Here is a 25,424-nt window from a genome sequence, read left to right as displayed (position 1 = left end):
AGCGAAAAATCAGTTCGGGAGCGGGGGGAACGCGGCGGGACATCCCCCGGCCGGGGCCGGGGGAGGCAGGGCCGGGATCAGATCCGGCAGCCGCGGGCCGGGTCTTCCAGCGCTTCGGCGGCCACACTCTGGACCACGTTGACGCCGTCCTTCACTTCCCGCAGGTAGATGTTCTGCACCGGGTTGTGGGCCCGGGAGAAGGTGAACTGGCCCCGTGGGCTGTCGATGGTCAGCTTCTCCATGGTGCCGATCACCGCCTGCTTGTCGGAAATGTCACCCTTGAGCTGGTCGATGGTGTTGGCGATGGCCTGACCGGCGTCATAGCCCTGCACCGCGTAGATGTCCGGGTAGTGACCGTACTCGGTGTGGAAGGCCTCCCGGAACTGCTGGTTCTTGGGCACGTCGAGCTGCTCGGCGTAGTGCAGGCCGGTCATCACGCCCTCGGCGGCCGGGCCCTGGGCCTGCAGCGTGCCTTCGGTCAGGAAGCCGGAGCCGAGCAGCGGGATCTTGCCGCGCAGGCCCATGGCGTCGTAGTCCTTGACGAACTTGATGGCGCCGCCGCCGGCGAAGAAGGTGAACACCGCGTCCGGATTCTCGTCGGCGATGTCGCTGACGTGGGACTGGAAGTTGGTGGACGGGAACGGCAGCAGCACCTTCTCGACGATCTCACCACCGCCGGCCTCGAAGGATTCGGCGAAGGCGTCCAGGCTCTCGCGCCCCATGCCGTAGTTCCAGCTGATGGCGTAGACCTTTTTGTAGCCCTTCTCCAGCGCCACCTTGCCCATGGGGTAGGACGGCTGCCAGGACGAGAACGAGGTGCGGAAGACGTTGGGCGAGCACAGCGGGCCGGTGGCCGCGGCCGAGCCGGCGTTGGGGATGATCATGATGGTGTCCTTGCCGCGCAGCATCTTGATCATGCCCATGGCAACTCCGGAGTGCACCGGCCCGATCACGAAGTCCGCCTCGTGCTGGTTCAGCAGGGACGACGCCAGTTCCGGGGCCCGGGACGGCTTGGCCTCGGTGTCCAGTTCGATGAATTCGATCTCGGCGCCGTGCAGTTGGTCGGCGTGCTCCTTGAGCGCCAGCTTCAGACCGTCGCGGCCGGCTTCGCCCAGCTGGGCGTAGATACCACTGAACGGCAACATGACACCGATCTTGACCGGGTCGCCGGCGGCCGCCAGGGCAGAGGTAGAGAGCCCGGCGGTAAGGGTGGTTGCCAGTACGACACTGGCAAGCGGTTTGATCCTGCTCATTTCAACACCTCGGATTGTTGTTGTGGGTTCTGTCATTAGAGGCGTGTCGGGACGACAGAAATATCCGTTTTCTGCACAGGGGTGTCCGGTGCTTGCAGAGGTGTGGGTAGCGGCGCCGGTTGAAGCGCCGGTAAGGGTGCTGGTCGGGGTCGTGTGGAGGGGCCTGCGGCGCCAATGCAAAAAGGCCCGGAGCGCGAGGATGCGCGCCGGGCAAGGGCAGATCGTCCCCGCGGGGACCGCTGCCTGAGCAGGCAGGCGGGCGTGGAGACGGTGCTCAGAAGGGGTACTGGATGCCCTCGTCCAGGACACTGACCCACTGGCTGGTGGTGAACTCGTCGAGGTTGGCTGGTCCGCCAAAGCGGCCGCTGTTGCCGGAGCTGCCGAGGCCTCCGAACGGCACCTGGAACTCGTTGTTCACGGTCTGGTCGTTGATGTGGACCATGCCCACCCGGATCCGCTCGGCGATCCTGCGCGCCCGCTCGGTGGAGCCGGAGTGGATGGCGGCCGCCAGGCCGTAGGGCGACTCGTTGACCAGGTCGGTGGCCTGGTCGTCGGAATCGAAGGCCATGACCGGGGCCACCGGGCCGAAGATCTCCTCCGAGAACACCGGCATGTCCGGGGTCACGTCGGCAATCACGGTGGCGTCCACGAAATTGCCGCGCCGGCGGCCACCGACCACAATCCTGGCCCCCATGGCCACCGAGCGCTGCAGGATGTCCTCGACCCGTCGGGCCTGGGCCTCGTTGATCAGCGGCCCCAGGTGCACCTGCTGCCGCCAGGGGTCGCCGCAGGCCAGATTGCCGGCGCGGGCCGCCAGGCGCTCGATGTAGGCGTCGGCGACCGAGCGATGCACCAGGTGACGGCCGGTCTGCATGCAGATCTGGCCCTGGTGCAGGAACGAGCCCCAGGCGCCGCAGGAACTGGCGGCGTCCAGGTCGGCGTCGTCCAGCACCACTTGGGCGTTGTTGCCGCCCAGCTCCAGGGCGGCTTTCTTCAGCATGCGGCCACAGGTTTCCCCGATTTTCCGGCCCACGGCGGTGGAGCCGGTGAACGAGATCATCTTCACCAGCGGGTGCTCGACCAGGGCCTGGCCTACCTCCGGGCCGCCCGGCAGGACATGGAACACGCCCTCGGGCAAACCGGCATCCTGCAGGACCTGGGCCATGAGGGCGCCGCCGCAGACGCTGCTTTTCGGGTCCGGCTTCAGGATCACGCAGTTGCCCAGGGCCAGGGCCGGCAGCACCGAGCGCATGGACAGCAGGATCGGAAAGTTCCAGGGCGCAATCACGCCCACCGTGCCCAGCGGAATCCGTTGCCAGTAGTTGCGCTTGCCTGGCAGGTTGGAGGGAAAGATCTGCCCGCTTGGCTGCATCGGCAGGGCGGCGGCCATCTGGGCCTGTTCGTAGGTGGCCTGCAACTCCCACTCGGCTTTCGGGCCGATGGACCCGCACTCCCGGGTGTTCCAGCCATTGATCTCCCCGGCCCGCTCCTTGAGCAGGGCCGCGGCCGTACGCAGGATTTCCGCCTTCTGGTCGAACGGCACGGCGGCCCAGCGCTGCTGGGCGTCCCGGGCGATGGTGGCGGCCCGGTCAACGTCGGCCGGGGTCGCGGCCTTCACTTGCGACAGCCGTTCGCCGGTGGCCGGCTCGGTGACCGCCAATGGCTCGCCCTCGCCGGTTTGCCACCCGCCCAGAAACAGGTGCTGCTGCCAAACAGGGTTTACTGGCATATCCATGATGTGTGCTCCTCAGTCGTTGGGCCGGTGTCAGCCGTGGGCCCGGTTGATCTGGTCACTGATGTAGTGGGCCAGGGCGTACACGGTCTCCGACGGGTTGTAGCCAATGGAGGTGGGCAGCAGGCTGGCGTCCACGATGTACAGATTTTTCACCTCGTGGGTCTCACCGGTGGGCGACACCACCGTGGTGTCCGGGTCGGCGCCCATGCGGCAGGTGCCCTGGGGGTGAAACGAGGTGTAGCGGTAACGGGCCGGTTCGTTGTCCAGGCTGTCGATGACCGCGTCGATCTGGTCGACACTGTCGATGGTCAGCTTCTGGGAGGTGGGGATGTAGAGCTGCTTGGCACCGGCGGCGAACAGCACCCGGGCGTTGGTTTTCAGCCCCGCCTTCATGATCTGGAAATCCTTGTCGTCCACGAAGTAGGTGATCTCCTTGGCGCCGTTGTTCCAGTTCACCTCGCCCACGTTCTGGTCGTGGATCAGGGTAATCAGCCGGACGCTGTTCCGGTACTTGGACATGTAGGACATGTAGGGCTTGCCCGTGCCCGGTTCGGCCTGGAAGCTGGCCTCGACCGGATCCTGGATGGCGTCCAGCAGCAGGTAGCCACCGTCCTCGGGCATGGTGTACTTGTCCATGTACAGGGAGTGGGTGGCGCCGTAGAAGTTGTCGACGTTCTCCTCGAACATGCCGGTCACCGACAGGGTCGGATGGCAGGCGAAATTCTTGCCGACCTGACCGTTGCCGTTGAGGTTGCTCTTCTGCAGCAGCAGGGGCATCTGGACCGGGCCGGCGGCACCGACCACGATCGGCGCATTGACCCGGAGCTGGCATTTCACGGTCTTGCTCTGGGGGTCGACGATCTCCGCCAGCACGCCGCTGGCCTTGCCGTCGGCGGCGAGGATCTGGGTCGCCCGGGTGTCGGCGTAGATGCTGGCGCCGTAGGCCACGGCCCAGGGCAGGTAGGTCACCAGCATCGATTGCTTGCGGTCCGATTTACAGCCGGCAAAGCAGAACCCGGTCATGGCGCAGTTGCGGATGTTGCGATGGGCGTTGCCTTCCGGCAGGTTCAGTTTCTGCATGCCGCCCTTGAGCAGCTGGGCCCCGGCGCTGGTTTCATAGGCCTTGTTGGGGGCGATGCCCAGGTTGGCCTCCACTTTCTCGAAGTAGGGGCGCATCACCTTCGGGGTCAGGTTGGTCAGCCCGAATTCCTTGCCCCAACGCTCCAGGTAGTAGTCCGGGGTGCGGAAGCACAGGGCGGCGTTCACCACCGTGGAGCCGCCCACGCAGGCGCCCTGGAGAATGGCGATGTCGCCGGCAGAATTGGCCTGGCCGCCGTGGTCGGCGTACAGGGTATCCATGGACACCGCCATCATCTCGGTGAACTTTTCGGAGGGTACGTAGGGGCCGGCCTCCAGCACCACCACGTTCTTGCCAGCCTTGGCCAGTTCGTAGGCGGCAATCGCGCCGCCGGCACCGGAGCCGATGATCACGGCGTCGGCGTTCAGTTCGAGCGTGTCACGGGTCACGTCGGACGCCTGGGTGACCGCCAGGCCCCGGGCAGGGACGTTCTTGGCCTTGATTGTGTCTTGCATGATCTACTCCCGCCGTTCAGCTTTTCGGTAGAGGGGCGTTGCCCAGCGATTCCAGTTTCCACTTCTCCGTCACCGGCCCGCCGTAGCCGAGCGGGGTCCAGGTGGGCGGGTTGGCCCAGTAGGCCAGGCCGACCAGCTTCTTCAGGCCCATGGCCAGGGCTCGCTGGGGCACTTCGTCGGCGTCGGCCCAGGTGTCACAGAAGGCGGCGGCCTGGGTGTCAGAGAGTTCCACGAAGGGTTGGCCATACTCGGCCCGGGGACCGTCGTTGAAGTAGGCGATGCCGCCCTTCAGGCCTTCGAGGATGTGCGGTTCCATGGTGGCGAGCAGTGCTGCATCCAGGGTCTGCATGACCGGAATCTCGCTGGCCGGGACCAGTCCGGTGCCCTGGGTTACCAGCGTCACCTGCATCAGCCGGTGCATGACCTGGTATTCGCTGGCGGACATGACCTTGATGCCCTCGGGCACGGCGGCGAAGGCGTTCGCCGCGCCCAGCAGCCCGGTGCCCAGGGAGGCGGCCACGGCCAGGCCGCTGGCGGCCTTCAGGAAGCTGCGTCGGCTCAGGCGATTGATCTGGTCGATGGCTTCTTTTGTTTGATCGCTCATCTGACTCATAGTGTTCTCCGGATTGTGTGCCTGGTTGAGGCAGGCAGGTGTTCGAGCGGGTGGGTTCAGAATACCTTCAGCACCCGCAGATTCACGCGGGCCTCTTCCTCGAACCCGTTCTCCACATGGATGTCCTGGCCGGCCTGGACTTGCAGCTGCACGGTCGGCGCCACGAAGGTCGCGTAGGTGGCCAGCCAGCGGTTGGTATTGACCCGGTCATCCTGCTCCTGGCCGCCGACCGTGGTCTCACCCCCGAAGGAATGATAGTAGGACAGGGCCAGGTGGCTCTGCTCCGGCAGCAGGTAGCGCATGTGGGCCTGCAGGCTCTGGGCGTCGTCCTGCTCGCGGGTGACGCCGAGAAAATCGTCGTTGTCACCGTACACCGAGTACTCGGCAATCAGGTCCAGTACCACACGGTTGCTCAGGTGCTTTACATAGGCCGCCTGGAAGATGCCTTTCCAGCGGTTCTCGCCGATGTTAACCGGGCCTTTGTCCTCGTCATACTGGCCGACCGGGACTGAGACAAACGCCGACAGGCCCACCCACTGTTGGGCCTCGGGCTGGTTCAGGACCCAGGCGGTGGCGCCGACGATGGGGTCGCCGACGCCGCTTTCCGACGTTGGCTGCAGTGGGCCAAACGTCTCTTTCAGTTCCACCTTGCCGAACGGCACGATGATCTGGGGGTCGACGATGATGCCCCCGATGTCCATGTAGTGGACAAATCGGGCCAGGCCGATGGTGGTATCCAGCCCGGCGTCCACCGGGACCTTGTCGCCGTCGGAGTAGACGGTGTCCCGGGTCGCGTACTGGCCGTAGAGCAGGCCAAGGTTTACCCCGGCCGGCAGCGGCGTGTAGTCGCCCGGGTCGGTGGCAATTTCGGCAGCCTGGGCCGACGTGGCGCCAAGGCCGGTGGCCAGGGCCAGGGCTGAGGCCTGGACGAAGGCAGTGACGGTGGTGGTTTTCATGGTCGATCGCATGGTCGGACTCCCGTTCTCTGTTGTTTTTGTCAACGCGCTAGCCCTTGAGCGACGTTCGTGCCAACCGCGGCGGCCAGGGTGAATTCGATGCCATTGTCTTGTTTTTATTGATAATAATTTTTCCGGGCTGGGTGCCGCCCGGGTTTCGGTCTGTCTCAGTCCGGGACGCCGCGAGACACAGTCTCAAAATGAGACAGTGCCGGGCGGGCTGGTGGATTTGCGAACAACCGGCCACGCCAACGTGCTAGAGTTTCAGTCCTATGACAAAAAGAGCCGACATGGCCAGGTAGCCCAATGAACGTACCCATTCCTGCCGACCACCGGCGCGCCCAAGCCCGGGAAGCCTTTTTCGAGCGGGGCCAGATCCCCACTGGCCTGATCGACGATGCCATCGTGCATTCCTGGCAGCGGTGTTCGGCCGCCAGCAAGAGCGTCAGCGAGCAGGTCCAGTTCGACACCCTGTCCAGGGCCGGACTGGTGGAGCTGATGGACAGCAACCGCATCCTGCTGGAGGCGGCCAGCCAACCGCTGGAGCAGTTGGGTCAGACCGTCAATGGCGCGGGCTACTCGGTGCTGCTGACCGACAGCCAGGGGGTGGCGCTCGCCGCCCGTCGGTCCGGGCGGTGCGCCAACACCCTGATCAACGGCGCTTTCCGGCAGGGGGTTAACCTGTCTGAAGCCACCATTGGAACCTCGGCCATGTCCTGCGCGGTGTCTGAGCGCCGTCCGGTGCTGGTGTCCGGGGTCGAGCACTACCTGCACGCCAACCGGGTGTTCAACTGTGCCGCCTCGCCCATCGTGGACCCCATGGGTCGGGTGCTCGGCGCCATCGATATCACCCGCGGCAACGCGCTCGAACCGGGTAGCGCGCTGTCGCTGGTGCAGCAGTGTTCGGCCCGGATCGAACGCCAGCTGATGGGCATGTTGTCGCCCTGGCTGATGCTCAGCCTCGGTTGGGAAGCGGGCGACCGGAGCGCGCCCGGGGACCTGCTGGTGGCGCTCGGTCCGGATGGCCAGGTGCTGGGCCTGTCGCCGCGGGTGCGGGAACTGACCGGGTTGGCAGGCACCGATGCCACCATGGGCTTCCAGGACCTGTTCGACCTGCCGTTCGAGGCCCTGGTGGACAGCTTCCGCAGTCGCCACCAGCCAATCACCGCGCGCATGCACTCCGGGCTGTCGTTCTCCCTGCGCCCGGCCGAGACCGGTGGTCGCAAGCCTGCCCGCCCGGTCGCCGTCAGCCAGCCCTGCCGTCGGTCGCCGGAGTCCGCGGATTTTGGCGACGCCGCCCTCGGTCGCCAGGTGCCGGTGGCGATCCGTGCCCTGGACAAGGGGCTGCCGGTGTTGCTGCTGGGCGAAACCGGTACCGGCAAGGAGGTGATGGCGACCGCGTTGCACAAGGGCAGTGCCCTGGCCTCCGGCAATCTCGTGGCCATCAACTGCGCCGCCATCCCCGAAACCCTGATTGAGGGCGAGTTGTTTGGCCACGCCGACGGCGCCTACACCGGCGCGCGCCGGGGCGGGGCCCCGGGCAAGATCGAACAGGCCGATGGCGGCACCCTGTTCCTGGATGAAATTGGCGACATGCCGCTCGCCCTCCAGTCCCGGTTGTTGCGGGTGCTGGAAACCCGGGAACTGACCCGGCTGGGCAGCGTTGCCCCGAAACAGGTCCGCTTCCAGTTGATCTGCGCGACCCATCGGGACCTGTCCGTGGCGGCTCGCAACGGCGAGTTCCGGGACGATCTGCTGTACCGGATCAAGGGCATGACCCTCCGTCTGCCGCGCCTGGCGGAGCGGTCTGATCTGGCCAGTTTCATTGTCGACCGCTGTCGGGAACTGACCCAGGGCAGTCGCCAACTGTCGGCGGTCTGCCTGGAGCGTCTGGCTGACTACGACTGGCCCGGCAACGTCCGTGAGCTGGTGTTTGCACTGCGCCACGCCGACGCGTTTGCGGAACCCGGAGAGGTGCTGGAGCTGGGCCACTTCCCGGAAGAAATCGCGGCGCCCCGGACTGCCGCTGCCCGCAGCCGTCGCACCACCGGCGAGGGTGGGACGCTGGACCTGGTGGAGCGGGCGGTGATTGACGAGGCGCTGGCCCTGGAAGGTGGCAATGTCAGTCGGGCTGCCAAGCGCCTGGGTATCGGCCGGGCCACCCTGTACCGGCGGCTGAAAGCGGCCGGGCAGAGCAGCCACTAGGGCGCGCCGGGCGCCTCAGTGCCTGGCGCTCAGATCCGTGTAAAGCTGCTGGGTCAGCTCCCGCTGGACCTGCAGCCGGTCGGTAATGCCCTGGACCACTTCCATGCGCGCGACCGCGCCGGCCTGGATGTCCTTCATGGCCTGCAGCGCCTCCCCGGACTGCCCCAGGCATTGAGTGCACGACTCCCGAATTCGCTCCATGCCGTTGCCGGCCTCCACCGAGGTGGCGTTCAGGTTGTTGGCGATGGCGCGAATGCCCTCACTGGATTCGTTGGCGCGCACCGCCAGGTGCCGCACCTCGTCGGCCACCACGGCAAAGCCGCGGCCGTGCTCGCCGGCCCGGGCCGCCTCGATGGAGGCATTGAGCGCCAGCAGGTTGGTCTGCTTGGCTATGTCCTGGATGTTGCCCACCATGTTGCCGATTTCTTCCGACTGGTTGCCCAGCTGAGTGAACACCTGGTCGATGCGGCCCATGAAGTCGGCCAGGTCTCGGATCGACGCTTCCGAGTCGGAGATGCAGCTGGCGCTGTGGCTGACCTTGGCGCCGGAAGCCTTGGCCAGTGTCCCGGCCTCGGCCATTTCCTCGAGAATCACCTGCACGTTGGTGCGCAACTCATCGAGGTGCGAAAGCAGTTGGGGATCGGGGGCTGACGGTGCCGGCAGGGACTCCGGGGCTGGCGGGTCGACCGGCTCGGGCAGCGGGGCCGGCACCTGGACCTCTTCCCGCACCGTCACGGTGGCCGGCCGCACCCGTTTTGCCAGAAGCAGCGCGGTGCCGACAAGGCCCAGGGTGACGGCCGACAGCGCCGCCTGGATCGGGGTATCGGCCAGAACCATCAGCGCCAGGGCGCTGACGATGGCAAGGAGCAGGGCGCCGTAGATCGGGGCTCTGGACGAGCCGGCTTCGGTGGCGGTGGCGGCAAGGCTGAGGGTGTCTTCCATGGTGTGCGGTCCGCTGGCTGAGGGGTGGCAAGATGCCCCCTAAGCTAGGGCCTTCCACGCCCGGAACCTATCCGCAGAGTGCACATCCCTGTCCGTTTTCTGAAACCAGGGCGGTGCGGGCCGATGGTAACGGCCAGGAACCGGGGCGCCCCGGTTCCTGGACCACCGCCGCGTTCAGGTGAGGCTGTCGATCAGGATCCGGCTGAAGCGGTCCGGGCATTCCACCGACGGCACGTGGCCAACCTGGTCGAGCACCCGTGGCGCGGTGGCGCCACTGCACTGGGCCAGGGCCTCGAGCGCGGTCGGTGGGGTGGCGACGTCATCGGCACCGGCGATCAGGCGCAGGGGAATCTGGCAGTCGCCCAGGTGTTCGCGGAAATCGGACCGACCCAGCAGTTCGCAGAGCAGCGCGTAGCTCTCGTCGTCGCCGCGGCCCATGATCACCCGCCAGCCTTCGATCAGTGCCGGCTGCTGTTCGCAGGCCGCGGGGCCGAACCAGCGGGGCACGATGTTGACGGCCATGGCGGCCAGGCCCTGGCTCCGGACGTCAGCGGCCCGACCATTCCAGGCCTTAGGCGTGCCGATCACCGGGCCGGTGTTGGTGAGCGTGGCCGACAGCAGCCGGTCGGCGTGACGGCTGATCAGCTGCTGGCCGATGACGCCGCCAATGGAGGTGCCGACAAAGTGGAACTGCGCGGCGTCGGCCAGGTCGGCCAGCGCCAGTGCTTCCTGGGCCAGGTCTTCCGGGGCGATCTGGCCGCGGGCCTCGGGCCAGCCGCTGCTGGCGCCATGGCCCGGCAGGTCCCAGGTCAGCACCCGGAAGTGCCCCAGCAGCGCGGGCAGCATGTCGTCCCACGCGCCCTGGGTCATGCCCAGGGGGTGGCCCAGTACCATCAGCGGCTTGCGGCTGTCGCCCAGCAGGCGGTAACAGACCGTGCGCCCGTTGTGTGTCAGAAAAGCCATGTGTACTCCTCGCCTCAGACCCGTTCGATGAGTGTAGCAATACCCTGGCCGACGCCGACACACATGGTGCACAGGGCGTAGCGGCCGCCGGTGCGCTGCAGCTGGTGCGCGGCGGTCATCAGCAGGCGGGCGCCGGACATGCCGAGGGGGTGGCCCAGGGCGATGGCGCCGCCGTTCGGGTTGACCCGGGGATCGTCGTCGGCGATGCCCAGTTCCCGCATGACCGCCAGACCCTGGGCGGCGAAGGCTTCGTTCAGCTCGATCACGTCGATGTCGTCGATGCCGATGCCCTGTTTTTCCAGCAGCTTGCGCACCGCCGGTACCGGGCCCACGCCCATGATGCGCGGTTCCACCCCGGCGGTGGCCATGCCGAGGATCTTCGCCATGGGGGTAAGGCCCTGGTCTTTGACGGCGGCTTCGCTGGCCACCAGCATGGCGGCGGCGCCGTCGTTGACGCCGGAGGCGTTGCCTGCGGTCACGCTGCCGCCGTCACGGAAGGGCGCCGGCAGTGCCGCCAGTTTTTCCAGGGTGCTGCTGCGCGGATGTTCGTCGGTGTCGAACACCAGCGGGTCCTGCTTGCGGCGCGGAATGGACACCGGCACGATTTCCTCCGCAAACACCCCGGCCTTCTGCGCCCGGGCGGTTTTTTCCTGGGACCGGAACGCGAACAGGTCCTGGTCCTCCCGGGACACCTGGAACTGCTCGGCCACGTTTTCCGCAGTCTCGGGCATGGAGTCGATGCCGTACTGCTGCTTCATCAGCGGATTCACAAACCGCCAGCCGATGGTGGTGTCCTCGATCTTCTGGCCACGGGAGAAGGCGCTGTCGGCCTTGCCCATGACGTAGGGCGCGCGGGACATGGATTCCACGCCACCGGCCAGCACCAGGTCCATTTCACCGGCACGAATGGCACGGAACGCGGTGCCGACCGCGTCCATGCCCGAGCCGCACAGGCGATTGAGGGTGGTGCCGGGCACCGAGGTGGGCAGACCGGCCAGCAGCGCCGACATGCGCGCCACGTTGCGGTTGTCCTCGCCGGCCTGGTTGGCCGAGCCCATCATGACCTCGTCGATGGCGGCCGGGTCCAGGTCGGGCGCCTGGGCCAGCACCGCCTTGAAGATGTGCGCCGCCAGGTCGTCCGGGCGGACCCCGGCCAGGGTGCCGCCGAAGCGGCCAATGGCGGAACGGCGGGGATGGCAGAGAAATACGTCAGTCATGGTGGACCTCACTGTTGACCGGAATGGTGGGCGTTGGTGCGGGCTTTCAGGTCGCGCAGCACCTCCAGTTCCTCGGCGGTCGGCGCCGGGGTGGTGTCCAGCTGGTCGGCGAAGCGGATGTCCCAGCCGGTGGCCTCGATGACGTCGTCCCGGGTTACGTTCGGGTGCAGGGAGGTCACCACCAGCTCCTTGGTGTCCGGATCCGGCTTCAGGATGCACAGGTCGGTAATCACCACGGTCGGGCCGCGGCCGATGTTGGGCACATTGTCCCGGGCCTTGCCATCGCGGCCAAAGCCGACGGTAGTGACAAAGTCCACGTCCTTCACGAAGGTGCGCTTGGAATGCTTGACGGTGATGAACACTTCCCGGGCGTTGGTGGCGATTTCCGGGGCGCCGCCGCCGCCGGGCAGACGCACCTCGGGTTCCCGATAGTCGCCGATCAGGGTGGTGTTCAGGTTGGCAAAGCGGTCGATCTGGGCGGTGCCCAGGAAGCCGACGCTGATGTGCCCGCCCTGCAGCCAGTAGCGGAACATTTCCGGCACCGACACCGTGGTCAGGGCCGACTCGCACAGCTCGCCGTCGCCGATGGACAGCGGCAGGACATCGGGCTTGGTCTGCAGGGTGCCGGACTCGTAGATCAGGGTGACATCCGGAGCGTGGGTCAGGCGCGCCAGGTTGGCGGCCTCGCTGGGCAGGCCGATGCCGACGAAGCAGGTCATCTCGTTGGTCAGTGCCCGGGCGGCAGTGACGCTCATCATTTCGGACGCGGTAAATTCAAGGCTCATCACGCAGCTCCTTTGTCAAAAACGTTGTCTTTCAACCAGGCCTGGAAGGCGTCGCGGTCACGGGCGATGCCGTCCCAGTCCTTGTAGAAGGCGTTGTCGCGGTCGTAGTAACCCAGCGCGTAGGACGGCTTGGCGCCTTTCGGGGCCTCGGCAATGGCGGTCACGGCCCAAGACGGCAGCACGCAGGCGTTTACCGACGCACCCAGGTCATCCACCACTTCCTCCACGGTCACGATGCTGCGCTTGGCGGCCAGCACCACTTCCTTCTGGATACCGACAATGCCTTCGATCAGCACGTTGCCCTTGCGGTCGGCGCGCTGGGCGTGGATGACCGCCACGTCCGGACGGACCGAAGGCACGGCGGCCAGGCGCTCGCCGGTGAACGGGCAGTCGATGAACTTGATCTGGTCGTTGACCTTGGGCAGGTCGCTGCCGACGTAGCCGCGCAACACCGCCAGGGGCAGACCGGCGGCACCGGCCTCGTAGGCGCAGGCCATGGCGGCGTGGCTGTGCTCGAGGATCTCGAGCTTGTTGGGCCAACCTTTCTCCACCGCGTCCCGCAGGCGGTGCAGGGAGCCGACGCCGGGGTTGCCACCCCAGGAGAAGATCAGCTTCTTGGCGCAGCCGGCACCGATCATCTGGTCGTAGACCAGGTCCGGAGTCATGCGGATCAGGGTCAGGTCACGCTTTTCCTGGCGGATGATTTCGTGGCCGGCGGCAAACGGAATCAGGTGGGTGAAGCCTTCCATCGCCACGGTGTCGCCGTTGTTGACGTGTTTGCTCACCGCTTCCTGAAGGGAGAGAAATTCAGCCATTGCAGTGTCTCCTAGGTGACTGGGTCGTAAGTTCGCTATACGAATATATGTTTAATATGCGAACATCATGGCTCGATTCGATTTGCACCGTCAAGTACAAATTTTCACCAGCGACGGTTTTGCACCGATGTTCGGAATGCGAACGTGCTGGTACCATGCGCTGTTACTGAGTGGGAAAGGCGCTGAAGGAGCCGGAATGGAAGAACAGATGCTGAAACCCGGAGACCGGGATTACGTGGGCGCGCTGGCGTCGGGCCTGGAGGTGTTGCAGACCTTCGATGCCGAGCATCCGCGCATGACCCTGAGCGAAGTGGCCGCGCGCACGGGCATGGATCGGGCCAAGGCGCGCCGGTTCCTGCTGACCCTGCATGCCCTGGGCTTCGTCAAGCGCAGCGGGCGCCAGTTCGAGCTGACCCCGCGGGTGCTGCAGCTGGGCTACGCCTACCAGGCCTCGAACCAGTACCGGGCGGTGATCCAGCAGTACCTGGAAGACATCACCGCGGAGCTGGGGGAGTCGTCGTCGCTGGCGGTGCTGGACGGCGATGAGGTGGTGTATGTGGTGCGTTCGGCGGCGCGCCATCGGCTGATGGCGATCACCCTGTCGGTGGGCACGCGACTGCCGGCGGCCTACACCTCCATGGGTCGGGTGCTGCTGGGTCAGCTGCCGGAGCCGGAGCTGGACGCCTTTCTGGATCGGGTGCAGCTGTCGGCGCTGACGCCGTCGTCGATTACCGAGCGGGACACGCTGCGGGCCGACATCCTCAGGGTTCGGGCCCAGGGCTATTCGATGGTGGACCAGGAGCTGGACCTGGGGCTGCGCTCGGTGGCGGTGCCGGTCTTTGCCGGCAATGGCGAGCTGCTCGGTGCCATCAACGTCAGCACCAACGCGGCCCGGGTGAGCATGGAAACGCTGATGGACGTCTACCTGCCGCGCCTGCAGTCGGCGGCCGACCGCATCCGGCAGACCACCCGCTGATCAGGGGTAGCGCCCGGTCAGCCGGTTCTGCACCAGTTCGTCCAGAATGGTGTTGGCCAGGCGCATGACCGCGTTCGGGTTCTCCCCGCGTCGGCGCGAGGCGATCACCGGGGTGGTGATGTTGGGATCTTCCAGCGGCGTGAAGTCCACGCCCTCGCGATTGAGCTTGCGCACCTGCTCCGGCACCAGGGTGAAGCCCATCTCCGAGGCCACCAGGGACAGTGCGGTCTGCAGGTCGTTGACGTGCTGGCTGACCCGGACCTTGAGCCCGCGGCGGTGGAACAGGCCCTGGGTGATGTCGGCAAAGTTGGGGCCGGGGCCGGACGGAAACACCACCATCGGCCACTGGGACAGGTCCTTCATCGACGGCGGCTTGCGCGCCAGTTCGTGACCGGTGGGGATGGCGGCAATGATCGGCTCGTCGAACAGCAGCTCCTGCTCCACGTCCGGGTCGTCGATGCTGACCCGGCCGAAGCCGATGTCGATCTTGCCGGTTTTCAGGGCCTCCACCTGTTCCCGGGTCTTCAGTTCGTGCAGCACGATTTCCAGGTTCTTGTTCCGACGCAGACGCCGGACCATCAGCGGCAGCTGGCCGTAGAACACCGACGGCACGAAGCCGATGGAGAAGATGGTCTTGCGGTGCTGGGCGATGCGCCGGGTGTCCTCCACCGTGGCCGATACCTTGTCCAGGATCTGGCGGGCCTGCTCCAGAAAATACTCGCCGCCGTTGGTCAGCTCCAGGCCCCGGGGTTTGCGGATGAACAGCTCGACCCCAACCTCTTCCTCCAACTGCTTCATGGCCCGGGTCAGGGGCGGCTGCGCGATGAACAGCTTCTCCGCCGCCCGGGTCAGGTTCCGCTCCTCCCCCACGGCCACGAAGTAGCGCAAGTGTCTCAGCTCCATCCATACCTCCAGGGTATCGGTTATTACTTAATCAATATTGGTTCACATCCGTGAAACTTCGTACTGTTCGAATCACAGGCTTTTCAACTTGCGATTCGGAGACCCCATGTCCGCCACCATTCAATCCATCGAAGCGATCCTGGTCGATATCCCGACCATCCGCCCCCACAAGCTGTCCATGACAACCATGGGGGTTCAGAGCATGGTGATCGTGCGGATGAAAGACTCCGATGGCATCGAGGGTCTGGGCGAGGCGACCACCATCGGCGGCCTGGCCTACGGCGCGGAAAGTCCCGAGAGCGTGAAACTTACCATCGACACCTATTTCAAACCGCAACTGATTGGCCAGCCGTCCGAGAACATCAATACCCTGAGAGTAATGTTAAACCGCTCGACCCGGGGCAACAACCTGGCCAAGTCCGCCATCGAGACCGCGCTGCTGGATCTGCAGGGCAAGCGTCTGAACCGTCCGGTTGCGGATCTGCTCGGTGGCGCCGTGCACCAGCACATTCCGGTGCTCTGGACCCTGGCCAGTGGCGACACCGCCAAGGACATCCAGGAAGCCCTGGGCCTGATCGAGACCCGTCGGCACTGCGATTTCAAACTCAAGATCGGTTCCCGCCAGCTGATGGACGATGTCCGCCACGTGGCTGCCATCAAGGACGCGGTCGGTGAGTCCGCCAGTGTCCGGGTGGACGTCAACCAGGCCTGGGACGAGTCGACCGCGGCCAAGGGCATGGCCGAGCTGCAGGCCGCCGGTATCGACCTGGTGGAGCAGCCGACGCCGATGAAGGACTACGCCGCGCTGGTGCGCCTGGCCGACAAGTTCCATCTGCCGATCCTGGCCGATGAGGCGGTCGCCGACGCCAAGGACCTGTACACCCTGGCCGCCGCCGGTTTCTCCGGCGCCGTCGCCATGAAGATTGCCAAGGCCGGTGGTCCGGCCCGGGCCTTGGAACAGGCGACGGTGGCCCAGGCCGCCGGTATCGGCCTGTACGGCGGCACCCTGCTGGAAGGCACCATCGGTTCGGTGGCGGCGCTGCACGCCTGGTCGACCCTCGAAACCCTGCACTGGGGCACCGAAATGTTCGGCCCGCTGCTGATGAAGGACGACATCGTGGTGCAACCGCTGAATTTCCATGACAACGGCGTCGACCTGCCGACGGGCCCAGGCCTCGGGATCGAGATCGACGAGGACAAACTGGCCCATTACCGCCGCCAGGCCTGAGACGCCGCCAATCCCAGAACCGGAGGAATCCCATGCTGTTCAAAGTTGAGATGAAGGTGAACATCCCCCACGACATGCCGGCCGAGGTGGCCGCGGACATCAAGGCGCGGGAGAAGGCCTACGCCCAGGGCCTGCAGGAGCAGGGCAAGTGGCGTCACCTGTGGCGGGTCGCCGGCAGCTACGCCAACGTCAGCATTTTCGATGTGGAGGACAACGCCGAACTGCAGGAGCTGATCAGCAACCTGCCGCTGTTCCCCTACATGGACATCACCGTCGCGCCCCTGTGCCGACACCCGTCGTCCATCCGTGAGGATGACCGTTAAACGCACGACACCGTTGCCAACCGATACGTTGAATTGAGCAACAACAATAAGTACGAGGAGACCAACAATGACCGTCAAGACCATGCACACTGCGGAAGTTAAGGATCTGCTGGAGAAAGTCGCCGGCTTCAACACGGAAGGTGGAAACGAGCGGATGAAGACCATCGTTCACCGGGTCATGCACGACGTGTTCCAGCTCATCGAGGACCTGGACATCACCCCGGACGAGTTCTGGCAGGCCGTGTACTACATCAACGAACTGGGCCAGAACGGCGAGGCAGCCTTGTTGGCACCGGGTCTGGGTATGGACAAGTACCTGGACATTCGCCTGGACGCCGAAGACGAGCAGGCCGGCCTGAACGGCGGCACACCGCGCACCATCGAAGGTCCGCTGTACGTGGCCGGCGCGCCCAAGAGCGAGGCCTTCGCCCGCATGGACGACGGCACCGACGAGGCCGCTGAAACCATGATCCTGACCGGTCAGGTCACCGACGATCAGGGCCAGCCGCTGGCCAACGCGGTGGTGGACATCTGGCACGCCGACACCAAGGGCGCCTACTCCTACTTCGACCAGTCCCAGAGCGAATACAACCTGCGCCGCCGGATTGTCACCGACGAGAACGGACGCTACACCGCCCGCTCGATCATCCCGTCCGGCTACGGTTGCCCGCCCGAGGGTTCCACCCAGCAGCTGCTCAACCTGCTGGGCCGGCACGGCAATCGCCCGGCACACATTCATTTCTTCATCTCCAAGCCGGGCTTCAAGCACCTGACTACCCAGATCAACCTGGCGGGCGACGAGTACACCTACGACGACTTCGCCTTCGCCACCCGGGACGAGCTGGTGATCGATGCGGTGCGGGTGGAAGACCCGACCCAGGCGGAAACCTACGGTTTGAACGGCGCCTTCACCCGGGTCGAGTTCAACATCGAGCTGGTGAGTACCGACAAGCCGGAGCTGCAGACCCGTCACGAGCGCCAGCGTGCGCTGGAAGGCGAGGCCGCCTAAGCGCCCCGATTACCCCTACCCAAGGTTCAGCGTTTTTGTGATTGGCCGCCCCGAGCCGGGGTGGCCCGGGGAGACTCACGCCCGAAACCGGGCATCACAAGAACAAGAGGAGTGAGATGACATGAGCAAGAAACTCGAACAACTCGCCGACAAGGTCCGCAACGCGGTCGTTGCCGATCCGGAAACCGGCCGCTACCAGTGCGACCGGGGCATCTTTACCGACCAGGAGCTGTTTGACCTGGAAATGAAGTACATCTTCGAGGGCAACTGGGTGTACCTGGCCCACGAAAGCCAGATTCCCGAGCCGGGCGACTACTTCACCGTGACCGTCGGTCGCCAGCCGGTGATCATCACCCGCACCAAGGACGGCGATCTCAAGGCCATCCTGAACACCTGCTCGCACCGCGGCGCCACCCTGTGTCGCAAGAAGCGGGGCAACAAGACCTCCTTCACCTGCCCGTTCCATGGCTGGACTTTCCGCAACGACGGTCAGCTGTTGAAAGCCAAGGACCAGAAGAAGGGCGGTTACCCGGAGCAGTTCAACACCGACGGCTCCCACGACCTCAAGCAGATGCCCAAGTTCGGCAACTACCGCGGCTTCCTGTTCGGCAGCCTAAACGCCGACGTGGTGTCCCTGGAAGAGCACCTGGGTGAGACCACCAAGATCATCGATAACATCGTTGATCAGTCCGAGGACGGTCTGGAAGTTCTGCGCGGCAGCTCCACCTACACCTACGAAGGCAACTGGAAGCTGACCGCCGAAAACGGCGCCGACGGCTACCACGTTGGCACGGTGCACTGGAACTACCTGTCCACCATGGGGCAGCGCAACTACGAGAAAGGCGGCACCGAGGCGGTGGACGCCAAGAGCTGGTCCGCCGACGGCGGCTTCTACTCCTTCGAGAACGGCCACATGATGCTGTGGACCCGCCTGCTGAACCCGGAAGTGCGGCCAATCTTCAGCCAGCTCGAGCGGCTGCAGCAAACCTACGGCGAGGCCCGCGCCGATTCCATCGTGCGCACCACCAAGAACCTGTGCCTGTACCCGAACGTGTACCTGATGGACCAGTTCTCGACCCAGATCCGGGTCACCCGGCCGATCGACGTCAACAAGACCGAGGTCACCATCTACGCCTTCGGTCCCAAGAACGAGCCGGCCGAGCTGCGGGCCAAGCGCATCCGCCAGTACGAGGACTTCTTCAACGTCACCGGCATGGGCACGCCCGACGACCTGGAGGAATTCCGCGCCTGCCAGAACGGCTACGAAGCCCGCGACATGCGCTGGAACGACATGAGCCGCGGCGCCGCCCACTGGATTGACGGCCCGGACGAGCACGCCAACCAGATCGACATGAAACCCACCATGAGCGGTGCACGCCCGGACGACGAAGGTCTGTACGTGAACCACCACAAGCACTGGCAGGTGGAAATGGCCCGCGCCATCGAAGCCGAGCGTGCCCGTTTCATCCCAGTGACTGCAGAGGAGGCGTCGGCATGAGCCTGAGTTACCACGACATCGAGCAATTCATCATCCGCGAGGCCCGCTTCCTGGATGACCGCGACTGGGACAGCTGGCTGGCCTGCTATCACGAGGACGTGACCTACTGGATGCCGGCCTGGGACGACGACGATGAGCTGACCGAAGATCCCCAGAGTGAGATCTCGCTCATCTACTACCCGAACAAGGACGGCCTGGAAGACCGGGTCTACCGCATCAAGACCGAGCGGTCGGCGGCCAGCTCCCTGCCGGAGCCGCGCACCAGCCACTTCACCAGCAACCTGGAGATCCTGTCCCAGGACGACAAGGAAGTGAAGCTGCGCTTCAACTGGCTGACCAAGTCCTACCGCTACAAGAAAACCGCGGAATACTTTGGCACCTCCTTCTACACCCTGGACGTCTCCGGCCCGCAGCCGCTGATCCGGGAGAAGAAGCTGGTCCTGAACAACGATTGCATCAATCAGGTGCTGGACGTTTACCACCTGTAATTGATGGGAGGGCATCATCATGAGCTACAACATCGCGCTTAACTTTGAAGACGGCGTTACCCGTTTTGTGACCTGCAACGAAGGGGAAACGGTGCTGGACGCCGCCTACCGTTCGCAGATCAACCTGCCCATGGACTGTTCCGACGGCGTTTGCGGCACCTGCAAGGGTGCCTGCCGCCAGGGCGAATTCGACATGGGTGACGAATACATCGACGAGGCGCTGTCGGACGAGGAAGCCGAACAGGGCATGGTCCTGACCTGCCAGATGGTGCCCTCCAGCGACTGCGTGGTGGAGGTGCCCGTCGCCTCCACCATGTGCAAGACCGGCAACGCCGAAGTCGGCGGCACCGTGGCCGAGGTCAACCTGATCTCGCCCACCTCGATCGAACTGAAGATCACCGCGGACGACGACATCGCGTTCCTGCCGGGCCAGTACGTGAACATCCAGGTGCCGGGTACCGAGGAGACCCGGGCCTACTCCTTCAGCTCAAAGCCCGGCAGCCGGGACCTGAGCTTCCTGATCCGCAACGTGCCGGGCGGCCTGATGAGCTCCTGGCTGGTGGGCAAGGCCCGCACCGGTGACCAGGTAACCCTGACCGGCCCCATGGGCAGCTTCTACCTGCGTCCGATCGAGCGTCCGGTGCTGATGCTGGCCGGCGGTACCGGCCTGGCGCCGTTCCTGGCCAAGCTTGAGCACATGAAGGCGAACGGCTGCGACCTGCCCACCCACCTGATCTACGGCGTCAGCAACGACGACGACCTGGTGTGCCTGGACCTTCTGGATCGCTTTGCCGAGGAGCTGGACAACTTCAGCTACGTCACCTGCGTGTCCGGTGACGACAGCGACCACCCACGCAAGGGCTACGTCACCCAGCACATGGATGGCGCGCCCCTGAACGACGGCGATGTCGACGTCTACCTGTGTGGACCGCCGCCGATGGTGGATTCGGTGCTCGGCTTCTTCCGGGAGCAGGGCATGGAACCGAACTCCTTCCACTATGAGAAGTTCACCCCGAGCGCACCGGCGGCCAAGGAGAAAGTGGCATGAACGCCCGATTCACCGACAAGGTCATGGTGATCACCGGTGCCGCTCAGGGCATCGGCCGCCGGGTGGCGGAACTGGCCGGGGCCGAGGGCGCCCGCCTGGTCCTGGTGGACATCGCGGACTTTGTCCAGGGGGTGGCCTCGGACTTGCGGGACCAGGGCGTCGACGCCCTGGCCGTGCAGGCCAACCTGGAAACCTGGGACGGCGCGGAAGCGGTGATGGCGAAAGCCCACGAGCGCTTCGGCCGCATCGACATCCTGATCAACAACGTCGGCGGCACCATCTGGGCCCAGCCGTTCGAGCACTACCAGCCGGAGCAGATCCAGAAGGAGATCCAGCGGTCCCTGTTCCCGACCCTGTGGTGCTGTCGGGCGGTGCTGCCCTACATGGTCGAGCAGCAGGGCGGTGCCATCGTGAATGTGTCGTCGGTGGCCACCCGCGGTCTGATGCGGGTGCCCTACGGCGCGGCCAAGGGCGGCGTCAATGCCATGACCGTGAACCTGGCGTTCGAGTACGCCGGGCACGGCATCCGGGTCAACGCCACCGCGCCCGGTGGCACCGAGGCGCCGCCGCGGCTGACCCCACGCAACACCGAAGCCCAAGGTGAGCAGGAGAAGGCCTGGTATCAGACTCTGATCGACCAGACCAACGCCACCAGCTTCATGCACCGCTATGGAACCCTGGACGAGCAGGCGGAACCCATCCTGTTCCTGGCATCGGACGCCGCCTCCTACATGACCGGCACCGTCCTGCCCGTGGCAGGCGGCGACCTGGGTTAATCCAATACAGCAACTCCGCACAAGAACAACAGCGGGAGTGAGAGAGTATGAAAACCATCGACGTAAACGACGTTATCGATAACGCCGTCTTCAACAAGTTCCACTGGAAGGTGCTCTTCTGGTGCACCCTGATCATCATCTTCGACGGCTACGATCTGGTGATCTACGGCGTCGTCCTGCCCATCCTGATGGACCAGTGGGGGCTCAATCCCTACGTCGCCGGCCTGCTCGGCAGCAGCGCCCTGTTCGGCATGATGTTCGGGGCCATGGGCTTCGGCATGCTGTCCGACAAGCTCGGGCGCAAGAAAACCATCCTCATGTGCGTGGTGCTGTTCAGCCTCACCACCGTGATTAATGGCTTTGCCACCACGCCCTGGGAATTCGGCATCCTGCGCTTCATCGCCGGTCTGGGCATTGGCGGAGTTATGCCCAACGTGGTCTCGCTGATGAGCGAGTACTCACCCAAGAAGAGTCGCAGTACCCTGGTGGCGCTGATGTTCTCCGGCTATGCCGTGGGCGGCATGATGTCGGCCGGCCTGGGCATCTGGATCGTGCCCAACTTCGGCTGGGAGATCATGTTCTACCTGGCGGTCGTGCCGCTGCTGATGCTGCCGTTGATGATGCGCTTCCTGCCCGAGTCTGTGGCCTTCCTGATGGCCCAGAAGCGCAAGGACGAGGCCCGGGCCATCCTCAACAAGGTCGCTCCGCGCAAGGATATCAGCGACCAGGACGACCTGGTGGTGCCGCCGACCACCGACAGCAAGGCACCGGTGCTGGAACTGTTCCGGGGTGGTCGGGCCATGAGCACGCTGATGTTCTGGACCGCCTTCTTCAGCTGCCTGCTGATGGTGTACGCCCTGGGCTCCTGGCTGCCCAAGCTGATGTCCGCCGCCGGCTACGCCCTGAGTTCCAGCCTGATGTTCCTGATGGTCTTGAACATTGGTGCGATCGTCGGTGCCGTCGGTGGCGGCTGGCTTGCCGACCGCTTCTCCCTGCGTTCGGTGCTGGTGAGCTTCTTCCTGCTCGGCTCCGGATCCCTGATCCTGCTCGGCTATGAGAACCCGATGTGGTTCCTGTACACCCTGATGGGCATTGCCGGGGCCACCACCATCGGCTCCCAGATCCTGCTGTACGCCTACGTGGCCCAGTACTACCCGGTCAGCATCCGTTCCACCGGCCTGGGTTGGGCCTCGGGCATCGGCCGCAACGGCGCCATCGTCGGGCCCCTGCTCGGTGGCACCCTGCTGGCCCTGGCGCTGCCGCACCAGATGAATTTCCTGGCCCTGGCGATCCCGGGTGCCATTGCCACGGTCGCCGTTGCCCTGGTCGACCGGAACGGATTCCCGCGCAAGTCCGGTGCGCGGGTGGGGTCGGTGGCCACCGCTGCCGGCAATTGATGTGAGCGTTGTCGTTGTGTCTGGGTAGGCGGTCAGTCTTACCCCTCCTTGGCCCGGAAGCGTATGCTTGGCGGGCCTTTTTTTATTTGATCACAGTGTCTGACAAGGATCTCTCATGCCCACTCTAATAAAAGACCTGTCCCTGTCGGCGGTGGTGGCCGGCTTCCTGGCGGTGCTGGTGTCCTACTCCGGACCCCTGGCCATCGTGTTCCAGGCCGGCAACAGCGCCGGCATCGGCCCCGAGATGATGACCTCCTGGGTCTGGGCCATCTCCATGGGCGCCGCGGTGTCCGGCATCGTCCTCAGTCTCTGGCTCAAGGCGCCGGTGGTGACCGCCTGGTCCGCGCCTGGCACGGCGCTGCTGGTGACCCTGTTCCCGGAGTTGTCCCTGAATGAGGCCATCGGCGCCTACCTTACCGCGGCCGTGGCCATCTTCATCATCGGGGTGACCGGCACCTTCGACGCCTTCGTGCGCGCCATCCCCAAGGGCATCGCCGCCGGCATGATGGCCGGCATCCTGTTCCAGTTTGGCATCGGCGCCTTCACCGCCATCGAGACCACGCCGGCGCTGGCGCTGGGCATGCTGCTGGCCTACGTGGTGTTCCGGCGCCTGCTGCCCAAGTACACCCTGATCCTGCTGCTGATCACCGGGGTGGTGCTGGCGGTGGTGCTGGAGGGCGCGTCCCTGGCCGGGGTGCGCTGGAGCATCGCGGTGCCCCAGTTCATCCGCCCGGAATGGAGCCTGGAGTCGACCCTGAGTCTGGCCATTCCCCTGGTGCTGGTCAGTCTGACCGGGCAGTTCCTGCCGGGCATGGCGATCCTCAATGGCGCCGGGTACCACGTCAAAGCCAAGCCGGTGATCGGGGTCGCCAGCCTGGTCTCGCTGCCCATGGCCCTGTTCGGTGGCATCACCACCGTGGTGGCGGCCATCACCGCCGCCATCTGCACCGGAGAGGACGCCCACAAGGACCCTGGCAAGCGCTACGTCGCCGGGGTCGCCAACGGCGTCTTCTACCTGGTCGGTGGACTGTTTGCCGGCACCATCGTCGGCCTGTTCACCTCGCTGCCGGCGGCCTTCGTTGCGGTGCTGGCCGGGCTGGCCCTGCTCGGCGCCATCGGCGGCAACCTGTTCGCGGCCCTGGAAGAGGCCAGTCACCGGGAGGCCTCGCTCATCGCCTTCATCGTGACCGCCTCCGGCATGTCGCTGTTTGGCCTGTCCTCGGCGTTCTGGGGGGTGGTGATCGGCTATGGCTGCTATCTGGTGCTCAATGGCCGGGGCCGGCGGACATTCGCCACCGGTTCGGCTAGGCTGGGGGCACAGTCATCAGAATCGGAACAATCATGACCGACCAGAATCAGCCGCCCTTCCGTTTCCGCTTCCGCGTTCGCTACGGCGAGTGCGACGCCCAGGGCGTGGTGTTCAACGCCCGCTACGGGGATTTTGTCGATATCTCGGTGAACGAGTACATCCGCACCCTGTTCGGGGATTATCAGCGGCTGCTGGATCAGGACCTGGACATCCAGGTGGTCAGCCTGACCGTCAACTGGAAGGCGCCGGCGAAGTTTGACGAGGTGCTGGAGGCGCGCATTCGCGCCGGGCGCATCGGCACCACCTCGTTCACGCTGCATCTGGAGTTTGTCCGTTTCGGGGAAGAGCAGCTGATCGCCGATGCCGACATCACCTACGTGCTGATCCAGCCCTCGCGCATGGGCAAGACCGAGGTGCCGGCCAGGATTCGGGCGTTGCTGGAGGAAGGAGCCCCCGGCGTGCTGATCAGCCACGCCGGGGAACACGCGACAGCAGGTTAACACCGCAAACTGGTTACCCCTGCTGCAGGGCCTGAATCACCGCCTTGGCCGTGCCTTCGGAGGACGGCGGGTTCTGGCCGGTGATCAGCTTGCCGTCCACCACGATGTGCGGGGTGAAATCGTCGCCCCGGGTGTAGGTGGCGGTTTTCTCTTTCAGCATGTCTTCCAGCAGGAAGGGCACCACCTTGGTCAGGCCGACCGCTTCCTCTTCGCTGTTGCTGAAACCGGTGACGTTGCGTCCGCCCACCAGGTTCTGGCCCGGCTTTACTTCCACATCCCGGAACACCGCTGGCGCGTGGCAGACGGCACCGATGACCTTGTCCTGCTCGTAGGCGGTCTTGATCAGTGCCACCGATTTGGCATCGTTGACCAGATCCCAGAGTGGGCCGTGGCCGCCGGGGTAGAAGATGGCGTCGAAATCGTTCATGTCGACGTCCACCAGTTTCTTGGTGCTGGCCAGGGACTCCTTGGCGTGGGCGTCCTGCTGGAACCGGCGGGTGGTGTCGGTGAGCGCGTCCTCGGCTTCGCTGTTCGGGTCCACCGGTGGCTGGCCGCCCTTGGGCGAGGCCAGGGTGATGTCGGCGCCGGCGTCCCGGAACACGTAGTAGGGCGCGGTGAACTCTTCCAGCCAGAAACCGGTCTTGTGGCCGGTGTCGCCCATTTGATCGTGAGACGTCAGAACCATCAGAATCTTCATAGCGTGCTTCCTTCTCGTTGACTCGTGAGTGGCAATTCTCAACAGCGCCTGTGAACAACCTTGTGCCGTGACCGGCAAATTCAACCATGGGTACGGCCGGCCCGCGCCGACAGATCTGTAGGCGACGATTTGGGGTGAGCTCGGGTAGACTCCAGAATGTAGGTGCCGGTTAACCGCCGCATCAAGGCTCAATTT

The 25,424-nt window shown here is 65.2% G+C and carries 24 protein-coding genes; 12 read left to right on the top strand and 12 right to left on the bottom strand.

The window, feature by feature from the left end:
* Positions 1 to 77: 77 nt before the first annotated feature.
* The 5 genes from U5822_RS04575 to U5822_RS04555 form a co-directional block, all read right to left on the bottom strand.
* Positions 78 to 1,253, bottom strand: a complete 1,176-nt coding sequence (locus U5822_RS04575) for an ABC transporter substrate-binding protein (RefSeq protein ID WP_322854446.1) — start codon at positions 1,251 to 1,253, stop codon at positions 78 to 80.
* A gap of 274 nt (positions 1,254 to 1,527) precedes the next feature.
* The gene (locus tag U5822_RS04570; protein WP_322854445.1) at positions 1,528 to 2,988 is read right to left on the bottom strand and encodes a benzaldehyde dehydrogenase; all 1,461 of its coding nucleotides are present in this window, start codon (positions 2,986 to 2,988) and stop codon (positions 1,528 to 1,530) included.
* Positions 2,989 to 3,018: 30 nt separating this feature from the next.
* Positions 3,019 to 4,581: a GMC family oxidoreductase gene (locus U5822_RS04565; protein ID WP_322854444.1), complete on the bottom strand. Its 1,563-nt coding sequence runs from the start codon at positions 4,579 to 4,581 to the stop codon at positions 3,019 to 3,021.
* A gap of 16 nt (positions 4,582 to 4,597) precedes the next feature.
* Positions 4,598 to 5,185 carry a gluconate 2-dehydrogenase subunit 3 family protein gene (locus U5822_RS04560; RefSeq protein ID WP_322854443.1) on the bottom strand — a complete coding sequence of 196 codons (588 nt, stop codon included), beginning with the start codon at positions 5,183 to 5,185 and terminating at the stop codon, positions 4,598 to 4,600.
* A gap of 65 nt (positions 5,186 to 5,250) precedes the next feature.
* Positions 5,251 to 6,162 (bottom strand): transporter, encoded by a 912-nt coding sequence (locus tag U5822_RS04555; RefSeq protein WP_322854442.1) that lies wholly within the window; start codon positions 6,160 to 6,162, stop codon positions 5,251 to 5,253.
* 294 nt (positions 6,163 to 6,456) lie between these two features.
* Between U5822_RS04555 and U5822_RS04550 the strand changes: the two genes are divergently transcribed.
* Positions 6,457 to 8,355, top strand: a complete 1,899-nt coding sequence (locus U5822_RS04550; protein WP_322854441.1) for a sigma-54-dependent Fis family transcriptional regulator — start codon at positions 6,457 to 6,459, stop codon at positions 8,353 to 8,355.
* A gap of 15 nt (positions 8,356 to 8,370) precedes the next feature.
* Here U5822_RS04550 and U5822_RS04545 read toward each other — a convergent pair whose 3' ends face one another.
* The 5 genes from U5822_RS04545 to U5822_RS04525 all read right to left on the bottom strand — a co-directional run bounded on the left by U5822_RS04545 (position 8,371) and on the right by U5822_RS04525 (position 13,077).
* Positions 8,371 to 9,297 carry a methyl-accepting chemotaxis protein gene (locus U5822_RS04545; RefSeq protein ID WP_322854440.1) on the bottom strand — a complete coding sequence of 309 codons (927 nt, stop codon included), beginning with the start codon at positions 9,295 to 9,297 and terminating at the stop codon, positions 8,371 to 8,373.
* 174 nt (positions 9,298 to 9,471) lie between these two features.
* On the bottom strand, positions 9,472 to 10,260 hold the full coding sequence (locus U5822_RS04540) for an alpha/beta fold hydrolase (RefSeq protein ID WP_322854439.1): 789 nt from the start codon (positions 10,258 to 10,260) through the stop codon (positions 9,472 to 9,474).
* A 14-nt stretch (positions 10,261 to 10,274) separates the two neighbouring features.
* Positions 10,275 to 11,477 (bottom strand): 3-oxoadipyl-CoA thiolase, encoded by a 1,203-nt coding sequence (pcaF, locus tag U5822_RS04535; protein ID WP_322854438.1) that lies wholly within the window; start codon positions 11,475 to 11,477, stop codon positions 10,275 to 10,277.
* An 8-nt stretch (positions 11,478 to 11,485) separates the two neighbouring features.
* On the bottom strand, positions 11,486 to 12,262 hold the full coding sequence (locus tag U5822_RS04530; protein WP_322854437.1) for a CoA-transferase subunit beta: 777 nt from the start codon (positions 12,260 to 12,262) through the stop codon (positions 11,486 to 11,488).
* Positions 12,262 to 13,077 (bottom strand): CoA transferase subunit A, encoded by an 816-nt coding sequence (locus U5822_RS04525; RefSeq protein WP_322854436.1) that lies wholly within the window; start codon positions 13,075 to 13,077, stop codon positions 12,262 to 12,264. Before U5822_RS04525 ends, U5822_RS04530 begins: the two co-directional genes overlap by 1 nt.
* 196 nt (positions 13,078 to 13,273) lie before the next feature.
* Between U5822_RS04525 and U5822_RS04520 the strand changes: the two genes are divergently transcribed.
* Positions 13,274 to 14,053, top strand: coding sequence for an IclR family transcriptional regulator domain-containing protein (locus tag U5822_RS04520; protein ID WP_322854435.1), 780 nt, complete (start codon positions 13,274 to 13,276; stop codon positions 14,051 to 14,053).
* Here the strand turns inward: U5822_RS04520 and U5822_RS04515 are convergent, their stop codons facing one another.
* On the bottom strand, positions 14,054 to 14,956 hold the full coding sequence (locus U5822_RS04515; RefSeq protein ID WP_322854434.1) for a LysR family transcriptional regulator: 903 nt from the start codon (positions 14,954 to 14,956) through the stop codon (positions 14,054 to 14,056).
* A 106-nt stretch (positions 14,957 to 15,062) separates the two neighbouring features.
* On the opposite strand from U5822_RS04515, the gene U5822_RS04510 reads away from it, so the two are divergent.
* From U5822_RS04510 to U5822_RS04465, 10 genes are all read left to right on the top strand, one after another.
* On the top strand, positions 15,063 to 16,184 hold the full coding sequence (locus U5822_RS04510; protein WP_322854433.1) for a muconate/chloromuconate family cycloisomerase: 1,122 nt from the start codon (positions 15,063 to 15,065) through the stop codon (positions 16,182 to 16,184).
* A 32-nt stretch (positions 16,185 to 16,216) separates the two neighbouring features.
* Positions 16,217 to 16,507, top strand: coding sequence for a muconolactone Delta-isomerase (gene catC / locus U5822_RS04505; RefSeq protein ID WP_322854432.1), 291 nt, complete (start codon positions 16,217 to 16,219; stop codon positions 16,505 to 16,507).
* A gap of 67 nt (positions 16,508 to 16,574) precedes the next feature.
* Complete coding sequence (gene catA, locus U5822_RS04500) at positions 16,575 to 17,516, top strand: catechol 1,2-dioxygenase (protein ID WP_322854431.1); 942 nt, start codon at positions 16,575 to 16,577, stop codon at positions 17,514 to 17,516.
* Between the two features lie 121 nt (positions 17,517 to 17,637).
* On the top strand, positions 17,638 to 19,014 hold the full coding sequence (locus U5822_RS04495; RefSeq protein ID WP_322854430.1) for a Rieske 2Fe-2S domain-containing protein: 1,377 nt from the start codon (positions 17,638 to 17,640) through the stop codon (positions 19,012 to 19,014).
* On the top strand, positions 19,011 to 19,502 hold the full coding sequence (gene benB / locus U5822_RS04490; protein ID WP_322854429.1) for a benzoate 1,2-dioxygenase small subunit: 492 nt from the start codon (positions 19,011 to 19,013) through the stop codon (positions 19,500 to 19,502). The genes U5822_RS04495 and benB overlap by 4 nt, the downstream gene beginning before the upstream one ends.
* Positions 19,503 to 19,521: 19 nt before the next feature.
* Positions 19,522 to 20,550, top strand: a complete 1,029-nt coding sequence (gene benC / locus U5822_RS04485; RefSeq protein WP_322854428.1) for a benzoate 1,2-dioxygenase electron transfer component BenC — start codon at positions 19,522 to 19,524, stop codon at positions 20,548 to 20,550.
* Positions 20,547 to 21,326: a benzoate diol dehydrogenase BenD gene (gene benD / locus U5822_RS04480; protein WP_322854427.1), complete on the top strand. Its 780-nt coding sequence runs from the start codon at positions 20,547 to 20,549 to the stop codon at positions 21,324 to 21,326. The genes benC and benD overlap by 4 nt, the downstream gene beginning before the upstream one ends.
* 47 nt (positions 21,327 to 21,373) lie before the next feature.
* A complete protein-coding gene (locus tag U5822_RS04475; RefSeq protein WP_322854426.1) occupies positions 21,374 to 22,723 on the top strand; it encodes an MFS transporter in 1,350 nt (449 codons plus the stop codon).
* A gap of 115 nt (positions 22,724 to 22,838) precedes the next feature.
* Positions 22,839 to 24,068, top strand: coding sequence for a benzoate/H(+) symporter BenE family transporter (locus U5822_RS04470; RefSeq protein ID WP_322854425.1), 1,230 nt, complete (start codon positions 22,839 to 22,841; stop codon positions 24,066 to 24,068).
* Positions 24,065 to 24,532: an acyl-CoA thioesterase gene (locus tag U5822_RS04465; RefSeq protein WP_322854424.1), complete on the top strand. Its 468-nt coding sequence runs from the start codon at positions 24,065 to 24,067 to the stop codon at positions 24,530 to 24,532. The genes U5822_RS04470 and U5822_RS04465 overlap by 4 nt, the downstream gene beginning before the upstream one ends.
* 13 nt (positions 24,533 to 24,545) lie before the next feature.
* Here U5822_RS04465 and U5822_RS04460 read toward each other — a convergent pair whose 3' ends face one another.
* Positions 24,546 to 25,229, bottom strand: a complete 684-nt coding sequence (locus U5822_RS04460) for a type 1 glutamine amidotransferase domain-containing protein (RefSeq protein ID WP_322854423.1) — start codon at positions 25,227 to 25,229, stop codon at positions 24,546 to 24,548.
* Positions 25,230 to 25,424: the final 195 nt, after the last annotated feature.

This window comes from Marinobacter qingdaonensis (genome assembly GCF_034555935.1).
In the GTDB taxonomy this organism is placed as follows: Bacteria; Pseudomonadota; Gammaproteobacteria; order Pseudomonadales; family Oleiphilaceae; genus Marinobacter; species Marinobacter qingdaonensis.
Note: the sequence above shows the minus strand (reverse complement) of the source record. Positions and strands in the feature narration are given on the sequence as shown.